The sequence below is a fragment of the Pseudoalteromonas aquimarina genome, assembly GCF_049257255.1.
GTDB lineage: Bacteria > Pseudomonadota > Gammaproteobacteria > Enterobacterales > Alteromonadaceae > Pseudoalteromonas.
In genome coordinates, this window is record NZ_JBMMUG010000003.1 from 353,267 (window position 1) to 370,443 (window position 17,177).

Sequence of the window (17,177 nt, forward strand, 5' to 3'; positions counted from 1 at the left end):
TTAGCTTGGTTACAACTTTCTCCTATCCCATTTCAATCTGTTCGCATCATAAAAACATGCAATTTGAATTTTCTTTTAGCTAATCGACGAAGAGTTGGCTTCGAACTTGCGATATTCCTATTAGATGCGTGAAAAAACGGTGTTTTTCACATTTTGACAGCAAAAATCGCTAAATTGCGTTGCAATTTGCGAAATAGGATTGGAAATGGTTTTTACGATTGCGCAAATTAAAAAGCTTATTTACCTCGCGTTGTACACTATGTACGAGCGTTGGCAGCTGATTGCGCTTCCTATGATCATTGTGCCAATCGCGGTGATTGGTATTGCCCTTAACAGTGAAAAACAATACACCAACCACGCCACCATTTTGATAGAAGAATCGGCATTACTTAACCCGTTTTTAGATGAATTGGAATTCTCGTTCGAACTGTCCGCTCGTATGGATGCGTTACGCACCTTAGTGTTAAGCCGTAAAAATTTAACCGAAGTCGTGAAAGAAGTGGGTTTGGTAAAAGACTTAAATAACCAACTTGAAGTTGAAAAAATGCAGCAAAAATTGGCAAGTGCTATTTCAATTTCGTTAGTTGGTGATGAGCTGGTGCGTATTCATTTTAAATGGACAAAGCGTGAAGAAATGAAACCTGTGCTTGAAGCCTTGGTAGAAAAATTTATCGAACGCTTACTTGCGCCAACCAAAGCCTCACTCGATACCTCCGAAGTCTTTTTGAAAAATCAGCTTGAAGAAATGCGTGTTCAATTAGAACTTGCCGAAGACAAGCTGGCAAAATTTAAGCGCGATAATCGGGCAGCACTACCAGAGTTACTCAACGTAAACCAAGATACGTTGGCGCGTTTAGAGCAAGAGAAACAGCAAAAGTTGGTGGATTTAAGCGGTGCTAAAGCCCGTCTTGCAACGCTTAAAAAGCAACTTGCGAAAGCCAATCCAGTTAAAGGGCGTTTAGTAGATAGCATTATGCGTATTGAGTCGGACATTGCATTACTGCGAACTCGCTACACCGATCAACACAGTAAAGTACAAGCAAAACTTCGCGAACTAGAAACCTTTAAAACGCAAAAAGCTGAAATGGAATCGCAATCGCAGCCTTTTGAAGAAGCTGATCTAGATTCGCTTTGGCAGATAGCTAACAGTTTACCACTTGGCGCAAACGCAAAAGACAGCGCACTACTGGTCGCGCAGCTGATCACGTTAGAAGAAGCCGAAAATCGCGTTGCGCAATTTAATAATGAGCTAGAGATGCTCAGTGAGCAGCTCTCGGTGGTGTCTACTCGTTTGTCTAGTTCCAGCGAAATTGATAAGGCGCTGCGCCAATTACAACGTGACTACCAGGTGAAACAAACACTCTACTCTGAAATGTTAGAACGTTATGAGATGTCGAAAGTCACTGGGCAATTAGTGCGTTATGAAGGGCCAGACAAAGTTAAAACCATTGAACGCGCTTACAGCCCAACCACGCCAATTAACCAATCGCTTGGTGTGAGCATTTTACTTGGTATTGTACTTGGTTTATTTAGCGCGGCGGCACTGACATTTGTAGCCATGATCACCGACATGCGCGTTCGCGACGAAGGCACTATTGAAGCCATTTCGGGGCAACGTGTACTGACAAAATTACCTATTGTGAATGATGTTTCTGTACATCACATCGACTCATCGGAGGCACTATGAATAACATCATACAGCTAATTCAGCACCCATTTATTGGCGGACTCGAGAAAATGGCGTTTGGCCTATGTTGCAGTGAATTGGAAGATTCAAAAATGTTTTTAGTGGCGTTAGAGGGAACTAAAAAAGGAGCTATTCGGTCATGGCCAGAGCTTTCTGAGCTAGACAATTTTTACTGTTTAAATAAATCCAACGGCATGGACTGGAAAATAGTAAAAAAACTGGTAGCACTTATAGATCGCTACCACATAAAAGTTATTCATAGTCATCATATTGGGCCGATGCTTTACGGTAGCTTGGTGAAAATGATGCGTCCCAAAATACAGCATATCCATACCTTACATGATGCGTGGTACTTAACTGATTTTAAATATCGCATGTTCACAAAGTTAATCGATAAATTAACCCCAATTACTATTGTTGCTGATGCAAAAGCCGTTGCACAAGTAGCAAAAGCAAAAGCGAATGTGACTCCAAAGCATGTTGTTCATAATGGTATTGATACAGATTACTTTACACCATCATCCCGTTATTTAGCCCGTATAAAATTGGGGTTACCGAATAACTGCACCTTAGTTGGCTGTGCAGCAAGAGTGGAAGATGGCAAAGGTCATAAAGCCATGCTGCGTACGTTAACCACCTTACCCTATAAAATCCATATGGTATTTGCAGGGAGCGGCAGTCAGCTTGCAGAAATGAAAGCGTATGCTGCGCAATTAGGTGTTTCAGAAAGGGTTCACTGGTTAGGTTGTGTCAACCATATGCCAACGTTTTACTCCGCAATTGATGTGTTTTGTTTGTATTCAGAGCGCGAAGGTTTGCCATTATCTATTTTAGAAGCAATGGCATGTAACCGTCCTGTGGTGGCAAGCGACGTTGGTGGCATTAGTGAAGTAGTTAACGACAAACTTGGCTTTGTATTACCGCTAGGAGACGAATGTTTGTTGGCACCAAGCTTATTAAAAGCGTTAAAACTTAATTATGGCATGGATATTCGTCATTACGCGTTAGCACAAGCAACGCTTAAAGTGATGGCGGAACGCTACAACAGAATCTATCAACATGCATTGGTGTAGGAGTTGATTATGCTTTGGTTTATTTTTATATCGATTGCAATTGTATTTATTTACCATCACTTGCTATACCCGCGATTATTGGCATTTATTGCGGCAAAACAGCCTGTAAAAGCAGTTTCAGAGGCTAAGCTAAGTCATCGTGAAACGCCGTCTATTGGGGTGTTTATTGCAGCTTACAATGAAGCTGAATTTATAGAAGAAAAGTTACATAACTTAGCTTCGCAGCTTTATCCGAACGACAAAATGGGTATTCATATTGTTGGCGATGGCTGCACCGATAGCACCTCTTTGGTTGTTAAACGGGTAAGTCGCCATTTGCATGATCAATTTATCTACTGCACTTATGACGAAATCAAAGTGAATGCAGGTAAAGTGAATGCACTAAACTACCTGATTGCAAAATATCGCAGTGAGTATGACATTGTGGTATTTACCGATGTAAGTGCATTAATGAGCGTAGACTGCTTAGAGCAAGTGGCTATGTCTTTGCAAAATAAGGAAATAGTTGCTGTCTCTGGTAATTACCTGCCAAACAGTGATGCCCATGAAAGCCTTGATAAGTACTGGCAATATCAAAATGCTATTCGCAAACTGGAAGGACAATTAGGCGCAGTTAACGGCTTTGCTGGCGCTATGTTTGCGATGCGCTCAGAAGCAGTAATAAAACTGGCAGCTAAAACCATCAATGATGACTTTGTGCAAGTCGTATCTGCAATCGATAAAGGCCATTACGCGGGCTTTAACGAGTCTATCTCAATCATAGAGCGCGAAGCAGATAGCTCAAAGCAAGACTTTAAACGTCGAGTGCGCATTGGGGCTGGTAACTGGCAACAACTCAATACTATTTTTACAGCAGCAAAAGGCTTTAACAAAGGTCAATGGTTATGTTTTATATCAAATAAGGTGCTACGTGGGGTTATGCCAATACTGCTGTTTGTTGGTTTTTGTGCCCTGATGTTACTCGCTGTGAAAGGGGATTTATTAGCGCAAGTGCTTATCGCGAGCGCCCTTAGTATTAATCTCATTGGTGTTGTTAAATCGGTTTTTAAATGGCGTTTAAAATTGCCAATTCTTGATGCGTTTAACTACCTTGTTTCGAGCTATTTTGCTGCACTGATAGGTATTTTAACTCTGTCTCGCTATAACACACCTTGGCGTCGCGTTGCTCATGTAAAAGCCCATATTCCTTATATTGCGATTTGCAAACGTTGTGTGGACTTTGTTGGTGCGCTGGTGGGACTTGTACTTTTTAGTCCCATAATGCTCGTGGCTGCGATTGCGATTAAACTCGATTCGAAAGGTGGTGTGATTTATAAGCAATTACGTGTTGGTCGTATTAACGAAGATAAAACCGAACTTATTTATGTTTATAAACTGCGTACTATGCGTTTTGATGCTGAAAAAGCCACAGGAGCGGTTTGGGCACAAGGTAATGACCCGCGTATTACTAGAGTTGGCCGCTTTTTAAGAAAAACGCGCATTGATGAATTACCTCAGTTTTGGAATGTGCTGTGGGGTGATATGTCGTTGATTGGTCCGCGTCCGGAACGCCCTAGTTTTTACAGTAAATTAGAAAGTGAAATTCCCTATTTTATTCAACGTACTTACGGTATTAAACCAGGCATTTCTGGCCTCGCTCAGGTAATGAATGGCTATGATGAAAGTGTGGAAGACGTAAGAAATAAAATTGCTTGGGATTATTCTTATGTACTGTCAATGACCCGTTTTTCAACTTGGATTGCGATGGAGTTTGATATCGTATTTAAAACCATCAAAGTGGTCGTTTTAGGTAAAGGGCAATAGCATTGCAAAATGCAACAAGTCGCTAAAGGTTTGTTGCATTTTGCTACTTTTTGTTTTTGTTAAAACTTAAATGTCTGAAATTAAAGCTATTTAATTTTGGCATCGTATTTGGTTGTTATTAGTCATAGTCTCAAAAGAGGATTGGATTATGAACAACCTACTACCTACAAAAGAGCAAAACAACACACTAATTGTTGAGCTTCCTCATGATTTTTCTGGCTTAAATGTCGATAAATATCGCGAGCACTTTGAATGCTTTGCCGCTACCCAACACGATTCGGTAGTGCTGGATTTTAGTAATACTGAATTTATCGACTCTTCTGGTATTGGTGCCATGGTGTTCTTATTTAAGCGCATTGAACAGCGTGGTGTATCTATGCTGCTGCTAGATGTTGCAGGTCAACCTGAAAAGCTAATGAAGCTACTTCGCGTTGATGCCACCATTCCATTTGTGCAGTCAGAACCTGCCGCTTAAATAAGGAATCGCCGCCATGGAAAAGTTACTGCCCCTCGCATGTGTAATTAGCATCTGTACTGGTTGCTCTACTTGGCCTGAAGAAGGCCGTGGCGGCTGGGCAGAGTTATATCACCCTGATGCACCTCGCACTACAAATGGGTTTGAAAATGCTGCACCTTTTCAAGTTATGAACGAGTTTGAACATTTATCGCTAAAACTCGATTGGTTGAAAAGTCGTGGCATTAAACATTGTATGCCAGGTCAACTTTACCAAGCGGAGTTAATGCTCACCCGTATTAATCGCACGATATCGGCTGAAATGTACTCAGAAGCACAACTCGATTTGCGCACTTTTTACCATCAGCTACATCAGCTTGAGAATCATTTTGAACGGGTGATAAGTACCACACATTGCGGCACGGAAGACAAAACTGATGATTCAAAATTGGTAGGCAAGCTTGAAAACTTGCTTAATAGCGATAATCAGTTTGCCTTTGATAGCTTTGAAGTTACGCCGAAGTATCGCGTACGTTTAGCGCAAAGTGCAGAGCTACTTAAAATGTCGCCACAAACTCAGGTGTTACTTGTCGGTCATACTGACATTAAAGGTGACAAAATCAGTAACTTTGAACTGGCTTACAAACGGGCGGAAAGTGTTAAAAGTTGGTTGACGCTGTATGGCGTCAATCCTGAACAAGTAAACACGTTGGCGCAAGGCGCACAAATCCCATTTTCGAATGAAGCTGAAAGTGCACCAAAACAGCTTTCAGATCGCCGCGTAAATGCCTACATCTTAGCCACCTCATCAAAAGCAGCAGAGCTTACAAAAGTAAAACCGCTGAGTGAGTGGACAAGCGCACTGGAAGATAAGGAGTAAGCATCATGAAATACATAATTTTCCTTACATTCTTACTATTTGTTAGCGCAAGCTTTGCCAACGATAGCGTTGATGACGCGGTGATTGAAGTGGGTAATAAAGTCTTTTTTAATGTGCCAGGCGAAGCAGAATTTGAAAACACATTTGAAGTAGATGACAAAGGTTTTGTAGAACTGCCTGAAATCGGCAAAGTGAAATTGGCGGGTAAAACACCTAAGCGTGCTGAAGCCGAAGTAAAAATGAAGTTGGCAGGGGTTTATAAAGCGCTTGGGAAATTTTACTTAGAAGTGCGCTCGCGTGATTTACTGGTGACTGTACTTGGTTATGTGAATAATCCGTCACAGGTCAGTATTCCGGCCAATGGTAATATTCAAATGGTGATTGCAAAAGCTGACGGAATTAAACCTGGTGCGCAACTTAATAAGCTACAGATCCGCCGTGACGACACCATTACCACGTTCGACTACAAAGCGTATCTCGATAGTGGTGATGTCAGTTTATTACCGCAATTGCGCTCTGGCGATACCGTGTTTGTGCCAGTGTCACCGTTACTTGGCAATGTGCAAATTGATTTTGATGCTCAGACACTCTCAAGTGCAGGCGATGCAGACGGCCAAGGCCAAGCAGTGACATTATTTGGTGAATTACACAGTCCAGGCAGTTTTTCATACAAACCTGATATGAACATTATCGATGCTCTAATGCGTGCTGAGGGTGTTACCCGTTATGCTGATGTAACTAAAATTCGTGTAATTCAAAATAATCAGCCTACCATCTTCGATTTAAAACAATATTTAGATTCTGGTGATACCAGCTTACTGCCAAAAATTGGTGCAGGTACCACAATTTTTGTGCCGATTATGGTGGATGATGTAAATACCACAGCAAGAACCGTTTACATCATGGGCGAAGTGCAAAAGCCGGGTGCCTATGAAGCAAGCAATGACATTGGTTTTCTCGATATTTTGGCCAATGCAGGTGGCCCAACGCGCTTTGCAGAAACACGCCAAATTAAAATTTTAACGCCTGCTGGTAATAACGTGCTATTTGACTTACAAGCTTACAGTGAAGGTTATAGCACTGTTTCAATTCCTAAAATTGCCCCAGGCGATGTGATTTTTGTGCCAGAGAAAACCGATTTAAACGAAAAGAGCTGGCTAAAAGTCGCGCCAACGCGTGCAGTTAAAATTATGGGGGCGATTCATCATCCTGGCCGCTATGAGTGGAGCGACGAGATGGATTTTACTGACTTATTTGCACATGCAGGCGGCCCAACTAAAGGCGCTAATGTCAACGACATTAAGATTATTCGTCAAGGTCAGTTATTACAGCGCTTTAGTTTAGATGAATATGCTAACAGTGACGGTGATAACTACCCACTACCAACGATTATCGCGGGCGATACCATTATTGTTGAAGAGTTACCTCACGACCCGAAAGATAATAAATCACAATGGGTGCGCCAAGATGCTAAAAGCTCGATTTATGTGCTTGGTCAGGTCGGTGCGCCAGGTCGCTATGCATTTGATAAATCGCTTCATTTCTTAGACATTATTTCAGCAGCTGATGGCCCAACAGATGATGCAGACTTACGTAATATTCGTATTACACATCGTAATGGTACACAGTCTCGTGTGAGCAAACTGAACTTAGCGCTGTATTTTGAAACAGGCGATGAAACAATGTTCCCACGCGTTTTACCGGGCGATACCATTTTTGTGCCAGAGAAAAGTAAAGACTGGTTGCGCCAACCAAAAGAGCAAGTCGTACGTATTATGGGAGCAATTAAACAACCTGGTCGCTATAGCTTTGACGATTCAATGACACTGCTTGATGTATTAGCAGAAGCAGGTGGACCAACATCCGAAGCGCTGATCAGCAAAATTGTGGTGATTAATCACGGCTGTTGCAAAGAGCAATCGCGTCTCTTTGATTTAGAAAAATTTATCAAGCAGCCAAACTCAGCCAATATTCCGTTATTGCGTGCGGGCGATACGGTATACATTCCAGATCAAGGTCAAGACTTTACCCAACGTGCAAAAAGCTCATTGGTTGATATCTTAACTGTAATTGCACTGGCGATAAGCTTATGAAAATTATTCCAAAACAGTATCAAGAGCTTGAAGTGATATTTGAAGCAATCAATAGTGAAAACTCACGTTGTATAGCGTTTGCTTCACCTAACGGGCATGCAGGGGCAACTTCTTTAGCCATTAGTGTGGCAAAGCGTCTAAGTGGTCGCAATGAACGTGTGCTGGTGATTGATTTAAATACCTGTAATCCGATGTCAGGCAATGATTTGGTGAGTATGCCTAATGCACTAGCTAAGTGGTCTTTTGGTGATATTAGCTGCCAACTTAATGCGCAAGCCATTGATGATTTTTACTTTTTAAGTATTACCCAATTACAAGACTTAGCACTAGTCAGAGAAAAAGACGTGTTTGGCATGGCAATTTTGATGCTGAAGCAAGAGTTCGACTATATTTTGTTTGATATGTCGCCAATTTGTAAAAAGAACCACGCGAATTTTCCATTGCATTTATTGCTCTCAGTGACGGATTTACTCTTACTCGATATTGCGCTTGGCAAAACCACGCAAGAAACACTCGATACAGTGGTAAGCGAGCTAAAACAGGCAAACTGTAAACGCTACGAAATTGTGGTTAGTCAAATGTTTATGCTACCGCTAGGCGAGCGATTAATCGAGAGCATAAACAAACGGTGTTATAAATTGCCAAAACTAAAACATCGTTTGATAAATTTTGTGAATAAGCAGCATTGGTTGTTTCATGGAGTGTAACTATGAATGTCTTGTTTTATCGTCGCTTTAATCTAATGTGGTCTTCCTTACATTCGGTAAGGGAAATTCTATTAACCTTGCTTGCTAAGTTAGATGTCGAAAGCGACGCCATCGACAATACTGGATTAGTAGTCACTGAATACCTTACTAATTTAATTCGCCACAGCGAAGGGGAAGATGAAGCAGTGACATTAGTAATCGGACGTACCTTAAACGATATCAATATTGAATTAGTTGACCCAACAAACTATTTTCACCCGACCCTTTCAAGTGATCGCAATACTGATTTAGCCGACGGCCAATTACGAGAAGGCGGAATGGGGCTTGCCTTAATTGCTCATTATTTTCCGGGTTTTCGTTATTTTACTAAAGATGGAAAAAACCATTTTAGTTTTGCTTTACCTCTTAAAAAAGTAAAAAACCGCGTAGTGATCATTGATGATGACAATGCCAGTTTACAGCTTGTTAAAGCGTATCTAGAGCGCGACTATGAATGCCATGCATTTGTTGACGAACACCAAGCGTACCAATACTTAACCGGTCATAATGTGGATTTGTTGCTGATTGATATGAACTTAAATGTCATGTTGGCAGATGAATTTATCTCTAACATTAAGCAATTAGATCATCTTAATAATATTGGTATAGTGGTGATTTCCGGTGATGGTAGCCGCGAAACCATGCTAAAGGCACATTTGAGTGGGGTTGATGATTATTTGGTAAAACCGGTCAGTAAGCAGCAACTAGAAATCGTTTGTGAGCGAGTTAAAAGCCGCTGTGTGACGCGCGCTTTGCCACAGGTAAATAATCACAGCGATTACCAAAATACGGTTTTTGCAAATCACTCGCTTACTGCATGCGCTTTTGGCAATGTTGCAACAGGCAGAGGGGGCGATGTGCTTGTGCATTTTCAAGAGGGTGAGCGCACGCTTTTATTTTTTGGTGATGTGATGGGGCATGGCGAAGCGGCAAATCGGGTAGCGCTTCAACTTAAAGGGTTTTTAAAGGGGTTATTTCAAGCGCCTTATGTTTCGCTTGAACAGTTTGTTAATCATTTTGCCACAACCTTAATACAGCAAGACTTTATGCAAAAAAGCTTAGTCACTTTTATTGTATTAGAAGTGAGTGGGCGCACAATTCGTTTTATTAATGCCGGGCACCCTCTGCCGCTTGTGCTATCAGCAAATCATCCCCCGCGCAGCATTGGCTGTGCGCAAGCTTTATTGGGTTTGGCATCTCACACCGACTACCAAAGTGAACAAATCACTTTAAATCCGGATGAAACCTTGTTGTTAGCAACGGATGGGTTATTTGAAAATCATGATGAATGCGACGAGTTAACTCAGTTGCTGCGCATGATACCTAGTTGCCCAGATAGCAAAACAGTATTTGATGGTGGCCAACTTTGGCATAAATGTTTACCAAGATTGTCAAAAGAAATTGACGATTCGTCTCTCCTGGTACTTAATTAGAATAAGGAAATTGTTAAATGTGATCAGGAGGTTGCCTATGCCGAATAAGATCTTAATTGTTGAAGATACCGAATCACTTGCTCTTTTGTATCAGTCATACCTGATCCCAACAGGCATGCACAGTGATATTGCTTTTACAGGGCAAGAGGCACTTGATTATTTGGCAAACAACAAACCTGATCTGATTATGCTTGATGTAATGCTACCAGATATGAGTGGCATGGACATTTTGGCTCAGCTGCCAGTCAATGATCGCCCCAAAGTGGTGGTATTAACAGCTCATGCGAGTAAAGAAATGGCGGTGGATGCCATTCGTTATGGTGCAGCTGATTTTATCGAAAAGCCAGTTGATGCTGAGCGATTTCGCATCACAGTCAATAACGCATTAAAACTTAACTCTCTGAGTGAAACGGTCGAAAAATACCAATCTCGCTACGAAAATGGCCGTTTTTGTGAGCTAATAGGCAGCTCGGCACCCATGCAGTCGGTTTATCAAATCATTAGTAACGCAGCAAACAGCAAAGCGACGGTGTTTATTACTGGGGAAAGTGGCACAGGTAAAGAGCTTTGTGCACGGGCAATCCACCAATGCAGCGATCGCAACAAAAAACCATTTATTGCCATTAACTGCGCTGCCATTCCTAAAGATTTAATTGAAAGTGAAATTTTTGGTCATGTAAAAGGGGCATTTACGGGTGCAACCAATAGCCGTGAAGGGGCTGCAGGCATGGCCGATGGTGGTACGCTGTTTCTTGATGAACTGTGTGAAATGGATTTAAATCTGCAAAGCAAATTACTGCGCTTTATTCAAACTGGGTGTTTTCAAAAAGTAGGTAGTGAGCAACAACAACAAGTAGATGTGCGTTTTGTTTGTGCTACTAATCGCGATCCTTGGTTAGAAGTGCAAGCAGGGCGTTTTAGAGAAGATTTATACTACCGCTTATATGTGATCCCAGTACAGTTGCCGCCGCTTCGCCAACGTGGTCGCGATGTAATCCAAATTGCAGAAGCGCTGTTCTCGCGTATTGCAAGCGAGGAAGGGCAAACGTTTGATGGTTTAAGCGAAGATGCAAAACACCATCTAATGACCTACAGCTGGCCTGGAAATGTGCGCCAATTAGAAAATATGATCCGCAATACCGTGGTACTTAACAACACGCCTTGGATTGAAAAGCAGATGTTTCCGCCGTTTCCGCAAAGTAATATGCCCCATGAGCCGGTAATGGCAACACAAGCAGCAACGCCTGTGTACAGCGCTTCACCTAGTATCGAGACAACCAATTTATTGCGTAGCTCGGATATAGAGCCGCTATGGATTGTGGAAAAACGCTATATTGAAAAAGCCATAGCGGCTTGTAATGACAATGTGCCCAAGGCCGCAGCGCTATTAGATATCAGCCCTTCAACCATTTACCGCAAAATGAAAACGTGGGAGCAAATGGCCGAGCAAGCATATTAACTTAGCTAAAATAGAGCTTGCTCAATTGTACGTATTGCGCTTTGCCTGCGTAAAAACGATGCAATTGGCTGGTGGCATTTTTCACCAGATAATTGCGCTCTTGTTGGCTCATAAATAATACGGTTTTAATCTTAGTTACTAATGCATGATGCGACTGATCATCGGTTAATAATCCCGTTTGATTATTATTGATAACTGTCCCAATTGCGCCCACAGCATTGGCAACACATAGAATTTTATTATCAATTGCTTCAAGTAATACCATAGGCAGCCCTTCTTCGCGCGAGCAAATAACCAAAATATCAATTTCTTGCCAAAGTGCATTATTGGTTTGATGACCATGAAAAATGGTGTTGCTAGCGGCTGATTTTTTTAATTCTGTCGCCATTGGGCCATCTCCGTAAAGGTGAAATGTCAGTCGTTCTTGGTGTTGAAAATGTGTTGCTAGTTTTATAAAACGATCCGGTGCTTTTTCATACGATAAGCGACCAACAAACGCAATGTTGAGCTGCTTTTCAGGTAATTTTTGTTGCGGGTTGTTAGGCACAATAAAGTTTGCAAGAAACTGACTGTTTTTAACTTTATTTGTGAGCTGCTCTGCGACAACTAAATTTTGTGAAAAACGACTCGTGATGTGATCAAGCCAATTATACACCCGTATTCTGCCAGCGCCTTTTTCACCTGCATGGTAGGTAGAGATACAAGTATGACCGGTGATTTTACATGTAAGCCTGCCAATGATGCCCGCTTTGTAGCCATGGGTATGCACAACACAAGTATCATTTTGTTTGAGATAGTGAAATAAATCGAGCGCTTTGCCATTTAAACATTGAAAAGGACAGTTAAGCACGTTTAATAAATCATAAAGCTGTCGATTTTGGTGATCTTGGTAAAAAAGCACCGACACGGGCACCTTTTGTGACTGCATCAATTTAACTAATTCAACAATGTGCGATTCAATGCCGCCAAATAGGCTAGAATCTAAAAAGAGTACTAGATTTCGCATATTTATCTCCTCGACAAGGAACACTATGTTTAATCAAACAACCATAAAACAACTGGAAGCTGATGTTGGCAAAGAGGTGCTTGCCCAACTATTTGCCGTTTTTGCTAAAGAAGCCACAAAACTAACCGAGCAATTATTGGCCTGTACGTCACTTGATGAAGAGTGCATTCGTTTGAGTCATAGCCTTAAAAGTTGTGCCCGCTCTTATGGCGCAGATCAACTGGGTGCACTAGCCGAAACATTAGAGACATTGGCAAAAAATAACGATGCCAGCTTCTTTAACGAACGTGCATTACTAAGCGAAATACACCAAGCGACTATGGCTGCTTTACCTTCACCTTAATGCACTTTTGCACTCACATTTGTTGTGTGATCACTCGTGTTTGGTAACAACTGCTCAATAATATGTTTAAGCTGAGATTTATTGTGCTTATCAGTTGACTGCTCTTTTTCTATGGCACGTAAATCCATTGCTTCAAGTGCGTCAGGTGTCAGACACACATCAAAAAATTTATACCCTAAAATATCCATTGCTTTGGCGAGCTGTTCGCTTGCGGCGAGTTGATCAACCGCGTTGTGCTCAGGTGCTAAATTTTCAATAAAAATGCGGCAACCAGCCGTGCGACATAATGCACTACGAATATCGCTGAGCAATAATGGTGGCATGACACTGGTGAGCAAACTACCTGGGCCAAGTAAGATTAAATCAGCAGAGTAAATAGCCTCTATCGCTTGTTGATTTGCAATCACTTGTTTAGACAAACTTAAATCGCTTGGAAAACTTGAGAGCGCATCTACATTGCATTCACCAAAAATGGTTTCGCCTGATTCGGTAGTGGCAATTAAATCCACGGGTGAATTGGCCATTGGCAAAATAGTGTGTTTAACGCCTAACATTGCAGAGAATATTTTTACGGCATCGTTGGCGTTGTGAGTAATTTGGCACAGTGCGCTGAGTAAAATATTGCCGAAACTGTGCCCTTTTAAATCGTTTTCTAATTCAAAGCGCTGCTCGCTTAATACTGCAAGCATATGGTCTTGATTGGCAAGTGCGCTAACACAGCGACGAATATCACCAAGCGCTATCTGACTTGGGTCTTGACGAAGTCGGCCAGTACTTCCGCCGTTATCCGTAGTTGTTACAATCGCTGTCAGCGAACACGGCATATTTTTTAAAGCACTTAATACTTGCGACAGGCCATGACCTCCGCCAATACACACTATATTCATAATTCGCCCTCAGCTAGTTTGTTATAGCTACTGATTCAAGTTATGTACCAAGATGAAAGTCGCAAAAATAGCGTATTTAGGCATTTAATTCGCATTTTGCAATGCAGCTTGCAGGGACATTCGCTAAACTTATTTTTATTATTTGTGAAATGTCGCGAAGAGGTGTCATGGAAAGACTTAGTGCTAATGCTATGTTGCAACTAGTTGAGGATCTGATCAGCAGTAAAAATGCATCAGAGGTACTGGTAAAATTGCAACTTGGGCTTAAACCTATTGCCACATTTTCAGATATGCTGATTTTAACCCAAGATCATCAACAACTGTGTGCTTTAGCTAGCACATTTGAGCCGTTATCTGGGGTGTGTTTATTACACTCAAATAGCTTGATGGAACGCGTGTTTGAAAATAACGTCATGGTGGTTAGCAGCAATGTATTACCCGCAGATTGGCAATTACCGCAACAAGAGCAAAAAATTGCGCTTGTAGCGAATAACTTTGCTGAGCGACGAGGTATGTACATCTTATTTTTAGCAAATAGTAAGGTGGATAGTGCCCAGCTTGAAAGTAATTTGCTGGCAACTGTGAGTGTGTTTCGTCAGGCGTTTATTCAACTTGATCAGCAACATCAAACATCGCAAATGTTGCTCGATCGCACTTATGCGTTAACGCAAAGCCAACAACGCTTTCAAGCGTATGCTGAGCTGGCTTCGGATTGGTTTTGGGAAACCGATGAAAGCATGTGCTTTACCTATCTATCATTTACCGAACAAAGTAAACCCAGTAATTTTGCTCATTTTTTACATAAAAGTCCGCTTAATATTCGCAGTGATAGCGAGAGCACGCAATTTAAAAAGTGGGAGCACTTTTTACACCTTGTACGGCAACACCATGAGATTCTAGATTTTGAATTTGAAGCAATTGATAACCAAGGGCACAGGGTGTGGATTTCAATTAGTGGTAAGGCTAAATACAATGCTGATGGGAGCTTTGCAGGTTATTTGGGGATCGCCAAAGACATTAGTTTCGCAAAGCAACGCGAGTCTGATTTAAAGGCGGCAAAAGAAAAAGCCGAAAGTGCAAATACCGCAAAATCACATTTTTTGGCTGTGATGTCACATGAAATTCGCACACCAATGAATGCCATTTTAGGTATTTTAGAACTACTAGAAGATACGAATCCCAATGACAAACAGCGAGAATTAATTGATTTTATGCGTGGCAGTGCCCAGCTGTTACAAGGCGTTATTAGCGATACTCTCGACTTTGCCAAAATTGAGTCGGGCACTTTAGCGCTTGAAAATAGTAATGTTAATTTGCATAAATTAATAAAAAACTTAGTTCAACAATTTGAAACGCAAGCGCTTAAAAAAGGCATTCATTTCAAGGCTATTTTAGGGAATGGGGTGCCGGAGCAAATTAATACCGATGGTGTGCGCTTGTCACAAGTGCTACTTAATTTGCTGGGTAATGCCTTTAAATTTACTTTAGAGGGGGAGGTTTGCCTTGCGGTAAACCGCAGCGATACCGAACTATTAATTTCAGTAAAAGATAGCGGTATTGGTATAGAGCAGAGCCAAATCGATACGCTGTTTGAACCATTTTCTCAATTACACGATAAACAAGTGGGTCGTCAGCAAGGAGTTGGCTTAGGTTTAAGTATTACCAAACGTTTACTTGAATTAATGAAAGGAAAAATAGAATGCCATAGTGAGATTGGCGTGGGTACGGAGTTTTCTGTGGCCATTCCGCTCGAGATTGAAATCGTTTCGTCAAACAGCACGGGTGGTGCAACCAAAGCAATTGATAATCCGAGCTACCGGATTTTGGTGGCTGAAGATAACCCAGCCAATCAATTTATAATTAAAGCCATTTTAGAAAAACGAAATCACACTGTTGCACTTGCTGATAATGGTGAAAAGGCCGTTGCCGCGGTAAAAGAAACGCAGTTTGATCTTGTGTTAATGGACATGGTAATGCCGGTAATGGATGGCGTTACTGCAGCACGTACAATTCGAAATGAACTCGGTGAAATGGCGCCTCCCATTATTGCTTTAACCGCAAATGCAGGTCTGGCTGATAAAACGAAATGCTTAAATGCAGGCATGTTAGATGTTTTAACAAAACCGCTTAACAGTGCATTGTTAGATGAAAAAATAAAAGCTTTGTTTAGGACTTAAAGTTATTTGGAGAAAATAAAATCAACTCTGTTGGTTCTTGCGAATTGCTTAAACTAACAGAGTTGACTGTAAGTTACGCATTAGTTGTAACCCAAAACACAATCATAATCTTCACGTACGCACGGCTCTGCAAACTCTTCTTTGAGTTGCTGTAACATGCGCTCTTGTTGTTTAAAACTAAAAATCACTTTGCGACGATAATCAATAGAACGATTAAACAGTTCTAAATCAATAAATGGTCTCATTGCTTGTAACTTTTGATCGATTGAAAATTGTTGTTTACCGTCATGCATAATACATCTCCACTTGTGTACTTATTTCATTATGAATACAGCAAATATTGAACCAAACGTAACTGACTGAAATCGTGAAATAATTGATAATTCAAATGGGCTGACGCTGAAATTTGCGTTGCAAAATGCAAATTATTTTGTCTTCTTTATAAAGTTTAAAAAGTCATATAACGAACAGTAGAACTTTGCAGTAATTACCTTCTTAGCCACATTGTAAAGTAAGTGCATCACTGTTAAGGTGTTAAAAATATGATTATAAATTAATGTGATAGAGGCCAGCTTTGTAAGGGCATGCTATAAAAGCCTCAGTCTTTACATTAATAAATTGATTTAAGGGATATAAATGAATTTCAAACTCTTTGCCGTAAGAACCATGATGAGCGCTCTATGTGCTTTGCTTTTTATTCCAAACCTTCAAGCAAAACAAACCCAACAAAGCGAATTAGAACAAGCTAATTTGAAAAAAGCGCTGTACTGTATGGAAATTCTGGAAAATCGCCCTGATATGGCAGCAACAGAGCGCCTTAACATATTGCGTGATGACTGTTTCGCTGAAAACTATATTCAACATTCGCCACACATGGAAGATGGTCGAGAAGCCGTATTAGCGGTTTTTGCAAAACGCTATGAAAAATACCCCAAATTATCTATGTCAGTAAAACGTACCGCATCTGAAGGTGATCTTGTTTGGATGCATTTACATGTTAAACGTACACCTGATTCGCTTGGTGCAGCAGTAATCCATATTTTCCGTATGGAAGAAGGAAAATTAGCAGAGCATTGGGGTGTTGGTCAGCCGGTTCCAAAAACCGCTAAAAATACCAATACGATGTTTTAGATATC

General features: G+C 41.1%; 15 protein-coding genes. 12 read left to right on the top strand and 3 right to left on the bottom strand.

The genetic code is table 11. The features are described 5' to 3' along the window. The first annotated feature begins 205 nt into the window (after positions 1–205). From AAEU29_RS09600 to AAEU29_RS09640, 9 genes are all read left to right on the top strand, one after another. Positions 206–1,687: a GumC family protein gene (locus tag AAEU29_RS09600; protein WP_421973114.1), complete on the top strand. Its 1,482-nt coding sequence runs from the start codon at positions 206–208 to the stop codon at positions 1,685–1,687. After that, entirely contained in the window at positions 1,684–2,760 is a 1,077-nt protein-coding gene (locus tag AAEU29_RS09605; RefSeq protein WP_421973115.1) for a glycosyltransferase, read from the top strand. Before AAEU29_RS09600 ends, AAEU29_RS09605 begins: the two co-directional genes overlap by 4 nt. A gap of 9 nt (positions 2,761–2,769) precedes the next feature. Further along, positions 2,770–4,563 (top strand): sugar transferase, encoded by a 1,794-nt coding sequence (locus AAEU29_RS09610; protein ID WP_421973116.1) that lies wholly within the window; start codon positions 2,770–2,772, stop codon positions 4,561–4,563. Between the two features lie 148 nt (positions 4,564–4,711). Beyond that, on the top strand, positions 4,712–5,038 hold the full coding sequence (locus AAEU29_RS09615) for an STAS domain-containing protein (RefSeq protein WP_274762821.1): 327 nt from the start codon (positions 4,712–4,714) through the stop codon (positions 5,036–5,038). 16 nt (positions 5,039–5,054) lie between these two features. Beyond that, a complete protein-coding gene (locus AAEU29_RS09620; RefSeq protein WP_421973117.1) occupies positions 5,055–5,897 on the top strand; it encodes an OmpA family protein in 843 nt (280 codons plus the stop codon). 5 nt (positions 5,898–5,902) lie between these two features. Further along, on the top strand, positions 5,903–7,990 hold the full coding sequence (locus tag AAEU29_RS09625; RefSeq protein ID WP_421973118.1) for an SLBB domain-containing protein: 2,088 nt from the start codon (positions 5,903–5,905) through the stop codon (positions 7,988–7,990). Then, a complete protein-coding gene (locus AAEU29_RS09630; protein WP_421973119.1) occupies positions 7,987–8,697 on the top strand; it encodes a P-loop NTPase family protein in 711 nt (236 codons plus the stop codon). Before AAEU29_RS09625 ends, AAEU29_RS09630 begins: the two co-directional genes overlap by 4 nt. A 2-nt stretch (positions 8,698–8,699) precedes the next feature. Next, complete coding sequence (locus AAEU29_RS09635) at positions 8,700–10,169, top strand: SpoIIE family protein phosphatase (RefSeq protein ID WP_421973120.1); 1,470 nt, start codon at positions 8,700–8,702, stop codon at positions 10,167–10,169. 37 nt (positions 10,170–10,206) lie between these two features. Next, the gene (locus AAEU29_RS09640; RefSeq protein ID WP_421973121.1) at positions 10,207–11,628 is read left to right on the top strand and encodes a sigma-54-dependent transcriptional regulator; all 1,422 of its coding nucleotides are present in this window, start codon (positions 10,207–10,209) and stop codon (positions 11,626–11,628) included. 1 nt (position 11,629) lies between these two features. On the opposite strand, the gene AAEU29_RS09645 is transcribed toward AAEU29_RS09640, so the two are convergent. Next, entirely contained in the window at positions 11,630–12,634 is a 1,005-nt protein-coding gene (locus AAEU29_RS09645) for a glycosyltransferase family 4 protein (RefSeq protein WP_421973122.1), read from the bottom strand. A gap of 25 nt (positions 12,635–12,659) precedes the next feature. Here AAEU29_RS09645 and AAEU29_RS09650 point away from each other — a divergent pair, with 25 nt between their 5' ends. Continuing rightward, positions 12,660–12,977, top strand: coding sequence for an Hpt domain-containing protein (locus AAEU29_RS09650; RefSeq protein ID WP_421973123.1), 318 nt, complete (start codon positions 12,660–12,662; stop codon positions 12,975–12,977). On the opposite strand, the gene AAEU29_RS09655 is transcribed toward AAEU29_RS09650, so the two are convergent. Continuing rightward, positions 12,974–13,864 carry a gluconeogenesis factor YvcK family protein gene (locus tag AAEU29_RS09655; protein WP_421973124.1) on the bottom strand — a complete coding sequence of 297 codons (891 nt, stop codon included), beginning with the start codon at positions 13,862–13,864 and terminating at the stop codon, positions 12,974–12,976. The two genes, AAEU29_RS09650 and AAEU29_RS09655, sit on opposite strands and share 4 nt — an antisense overlap. A 167-nt stretch (positions 13,865–14,031) precedes the next feature. Here AAEU29_RS09655 and AAEU29_RS09660 point away from each other — a divergent pair, with 167 nt between their 5' ends. Further along, positions 14,032–16,041: a response regulator gene (locus AAEU29_RS09660; protein WP_421973125.1), complete on the top strand. Its 2,010-nt coding sequence runs from the start codon at positions 14,032–14,034 to the stop codon at positions 16,039–16,041. 80 nt (positions 16,042–16,121) lie between these two features. Here AAEU29_RS09660 and AAEU29_RS09665 read toward each other — a convergent pair whose 3' ends face one another. Continuing rightward, complete coding sequence (locus AAEU29_RS09665) at positions 16,122–16,334, bottom strand: hypothetical protein (protein ID WP_421973126.1); 213 nt, start codon at positions 16,332–16,334, stop codon at positions 16,122–16,124. 343 nt (positions 16,335–16,677) lie between these two features. Here AAEU29_RS09665 and AAEU29_RS09670 point away from each other — a divergent pair, with 343 nt between their 5' ends. Continuing rightward, complete coding sequence (locus AAEU29_RS09670; protein ID WP_421973127.1) at positions 16,678–17,172, top strand: nuclear transport factor 2 family protein; 495 nt, start codon at positions 16,678–16,680, stop codon at positions 17,170–17,172. Positions 17,173–17,177: the final 5 nt, after the last annotated feature.

What these genes read in the sequence shown, in the direction of transcription:
- AAEU29_RS09600 (WP_421973114.1), top strand. Translation starts at nt 206, where the DNA reads ATGGTTTTTACGATTGCGCAAATTAAAAAGCTTATTTACCTCGCGTTG.
- AAEU29_RS09605 (WP_421973115.1), top strand. Translation starts at nt 1,684, where the DNA reads ATGAATAACATCATACAGCTAATTCAGCACCCATTTATTGGCGGACTC.
- AAEU29_RS09610 (WP_421973116.1), top strand. Translation starts at nt 2,770, where the DNA reads ATGCTTTGGTTTATTTTTATATCGATTGCAATTGTATTTATTTACCAT.
- AAEU29_RS09615 (WP_274762821.1), top strand. Translation starts at nt 4,712, where the DNA reads ATGAACAACCTACTACCTACAAAAGAGCAAAACAACACACTAATTGTT.
- AAEU29_RS09620 (WP_421973117.1), top strand. Translation starts at nt 5,055, where the DNA reads ATGGAAAAGTTACTGCCCCTCGCATGTGTAATTAGCATCTGTACTGGT.
- AAEU29_RS09625 (WP_421973118.1), top strand. Translation starts at nt 5,903, where the DNA reads ATGAAATACATAATTTTCCTTACATTCTTACTATTTGTTAGCGCAAGC.
- AAEU29_RS09630 (WP_421973119.1), top strand. Translation starts at nt 7,987, where the DNA reads ATGAAAATTATTCCAAAACAGTATCAAGAGCTTGAAGTGATATTTGAA.
- AAEU29_RS09635 (WP_421973120.1), top strand. Translation starts at nt 8,700, where the DNA reads ATGAATGTCTTGTTTTATCGTCGCTTTAATCTAATGTGGTCTTCCTTA.
- AAEU29_RS09640 (WP_421973121.1), top strand. Translation starts at nt 10,207, where the DNA reads ATGCCGAATAAGATCTTAATTGTTGAAGATACCGAATCACTTGCTCTT.
- AAEU29_RS09645 (WP_421973122.1), bottom strand. Translation starts at nt 12,634, where the DNA reads ATGCGAAATCTAGTACTCTTTTTAGATTCTAGCCTATTTGGCGGCATT.
- AAEU29_RS09650 (WP_421973123.1), top strand. Translation starts at nt 12,660, where the DNA reads ATGTTTAATCAAACAACCATAAAACAACTGGAAGCTGATGTTGGCAAA.
- AAEU29_RS09655 (WP_421973124.1), bottom strand. Translation starts at nt 13,864, where the DNA reads ATGAATATAGTGTGTATTGGCGGAGGTCATGGCCTGTCGCAAGTATTA.
- AAEU29_RS09660 (WP_421973125.1), top strand. Translation starts at nt 14,032, where the DNA reads ATGGAAAGACTTAGTGCTAATGCTATGTTGCAACTAGTTGAGGATCTG.
- AAEU29_RS09665 (WP_421973126.1), bottom strand. Translation starts at nt 16,334, where the DNA reads ATGCATGACGGTAAACAACAATTTTCAATCGATCAAAAGTTACAAGCA.
- AAEU29_RS09670 (WP_421973127.1), top strand. Translation starts at nt 16,678, where the DNA reads ATGAATTTCAAACTCTTTGCCGTAAGAACCATGATGAGCGCTCTATGT.